Origin of the sequence: Kitasatospora sp. NPDC091257 (assembly GCF_044757675.1) — a bacterium.
In the GTDB taxonomy this organism is placed as follows: domain Bacteria; phylum Actinomycetota; class Actinomycetes; order Streptomycetales; family Streptomycetaceae; genus Kitasatospora; species Kitasatospora lactacystinica.
The window spans coordinates 1-2,141 of the sequence record NZ_JBIVVI010001393.1 but is presented as its reverse complement, the minus strand read 5'-3'; the positions used below and the strand labels follow the sequence as shown (position 1 = coordinate 2,141).

Here is a 2,141-nt window from a genome sequence, read left to right as displayed (position 1 = left end):
GGGGGAACGGTCTGCGGACGGTCGGTTCGGGGGAGCCGACCGGTCGTGAGGCCGCCGGTGCGACGCTGCTGCGGCTGAACCCCGCCGCGGCCCGCACCACCGAGGCGGGACAGGGAGGCGCGCAGGGGGAGCACCCGGCCGTCGCGGAGGACCACATCACGGAGTTCACCGCGTACGTGCGCGAGCGCCGCGCCTCCCTGTACGCCACGGCCTACCACCTGACCGGTGACCGCTACGAGGCCGAGGACCTGCTGCAGAGCGCGCTCTTCAGCACCTACCGGGCCTGGGGCCGGATCACCGACAAGGCCGCGGTCGGCGGGTACCTCCGCCGCACCATGACCAACCTGCACATCTCCGCCTGGCGGCGCCGCAAGGTCAACGAGTACCCGACCGAGGAGCTGCCGGAGACGGCCGGCGACACCGACGCGATGGGCGGCACCGAGCTGCGCACCGTGCTCTGGCAGGCGCTGGCGAAGCTGCCGGAGAACCAGCGCACCATGCTGGTGCTGCGGTACTACGAGGGCAAGACCGACCCGGAGATCGCCGACGTGCTGGGGATCAGCGTCGGCACGGTCAAGAGCAGCATCTGGCGCGCCCTGCGCCGGCTGCGCGAGGACGAGCACCTGAACAAGTCGGGCGACACCGTCCGGGCGTTCGGCGAGCTGGTCGCGTAACGAGGACTCCCGTCGGGGGACGGGAAGCGGACGGTCACGGTCCGGGGGCAGCGGCTCGGGGGAGCACGCCCGTGGGGGAGCCGAGGACCGTTCGGGGAAGGCGAAGGGCCCGGTGCGGGGGAGACGCACCGGGCCCTTCGTCATGTCCTGGGTGTCACGGCCCCGCGGCGCGGGGCCGGTCCGGGCCGCGGGATCCGGCCCCGGGGTTCAGGCCGCGGAGAGCTCGGTGGTCCGGGCCGCGGCGCGGATCCGCCGCTCGGCCTCCGGGCCGGCGCACGCGTACGAGCCGAGCGCGACCTGCCGCCCGACGATGGACCGCTCGGCCCGCATCAGCCGCAGGCCCCGGCGCAGCAGCACCGGCAGCGACTTGCGGCCCTCCCGGACGTCCCGGCGCAGCCGGCGCCAGGCCGTGGTGAGCGCGCCGTTGCGCAGGCACAGGGCGTCGCCCAGCAGGCCCTGGTCGGCGCACTCGGCGGTGATCTCGGCGGCGAATATGCCCTCCGCGATGAACGCGCCCGCCCCGCCCAGCTCCAGGCCGCGGGTGCCGATCCGGCCGTTGTCCGGGATCGAGTACACCGGGACGTCCGTGCGCCCGTGCTCGTGCAGGGCGCGGATCGCGGCGACGGCCTGGTCGCGGTGCCAGGCCAGCGGGGAGTCCCAGTCGACGGCGCCGTCCGGCAGCCGCGGCAGGGTCGGGTCGTCCCCGTCCTTGTAGAAGTCGTCGAGCTGGAGCACCGGCAGGCCGCTGCGCTCGGCCAGCGAGGACTTCCCCGACCCGGAGGGCCCGGAGAGCAGGATCACCCGGGCATGCCCGGTCGGTGCGGGGTTCATGGGGGAGTCACTCACGGGACATCAGTCTGACGCATCCCGGCCGGTTGCCGAAACCGGTCGGCTCAGACCTTCTGCCGCGGCTTCGGGCCGGCCAGGGCGGACCGGACCATCGGCAGGCAGCGGCTGTCCACCTGGAGGTACACCGGCTCCCCGCCGCCGGGCGGCCGGTACGCGGTGGCGGCCCAGTCCTGGTCGTGCCAGGTGTCGGGCTCGGGTTCGTGGAAGGTGCCCCCGACGGGCAGGTCGAGCGGGTCGGCGCCGCGCGCGCGGAAGCTCGCGCTGGCGGCTCCGGGGGTGATCCCCAGCGTCCCGTTGACGTAGCCGGGCCGTCGGCCGGGCCGGTCGGAGCGGGCCGAGCAGGGCAGCCGCACCGCCTTCCCGGCGGCCAGCCGGCGGCGGGCCCGGGCCACCCGCCACCGGCGCAGCACGCCGTCCGTGACGAGTGCCATCAGCTCGCCCAGTTCTTCCATCGCGCCCCCTCGGCCGGTTCCGTCCCGACGATCATGGTCCGGACGCGTACGGACGGGAAGCCCCGAAAGTCGGCCCGGGCGGCGACGAAAGTCGCGGGAACGCCGACGGACCCGCGCCAGGGGGGGAGAGGCGCGGGTCCGTCCAATGACCGTCCGGGCCCTGGGG

Annotated in this window: 3 protein-coding genes; 1 reads left to right on the top strand and 2 read right to left on the bottom strand. The window is 75.3% G+C overall.

The features are described from left to right. Positions 1–11 precede the first annotated feature (11 nt). Positions 12–674 (top strand): SigE family RNA polymerase sigma factor, encoded by a 663-nt coding sequence (locus ACIQOV_RS38630; RefSeq protein WP_316524017.1) that lies wholly within the window; start codon positions 12–14, stop codon positions 672–674. Positions 675–881: 207 nt separating this feature from the next. Here the strand turns inward: ACIQOV_RS38630 and ACIQOV_RS38625 are convergent, their stop codons facing one another. Both ACIQOV_RS38625 and ACIQOV_RS38620 read right to left on the bottom strand, forming a co-directional pair. After that, positions 882–1,520, bottom strand: a complete 639-nt coding sequence (locus tag ACIQOV_RS38625) for an ATP-binding protein (protein WP_359906046.1) — start codon at positions 1,518–1,520, stop codon at positions 882–884. A 47-nt stretch (positions 1,521–1,567) separates the two neighbouring features. Then, positions 1,568–1,975 carry a hypothetical protein gene (locus ACIQOV_RS38620; protein ID WP_401055478.1) on the bottom strand — a complete coding sequence of 136 codons (408 nt, stop codon included), beginning with the start codon at positions 1,973–1,975 and terminating at the stop codon, positions 1,568–1,570. Positions 1,976–2,141: the final 166 nt, after the last annotated feature.

Coding starts and splice junctions, on each gene's coding strand:
- ACIQOV_RS38620 (WP_401055478.1), bottom strand. CDS start 1,975: ATGGAAGAACTGGGCGAGCTGATGGCACTCGTCACGGACGGCGTGCTG.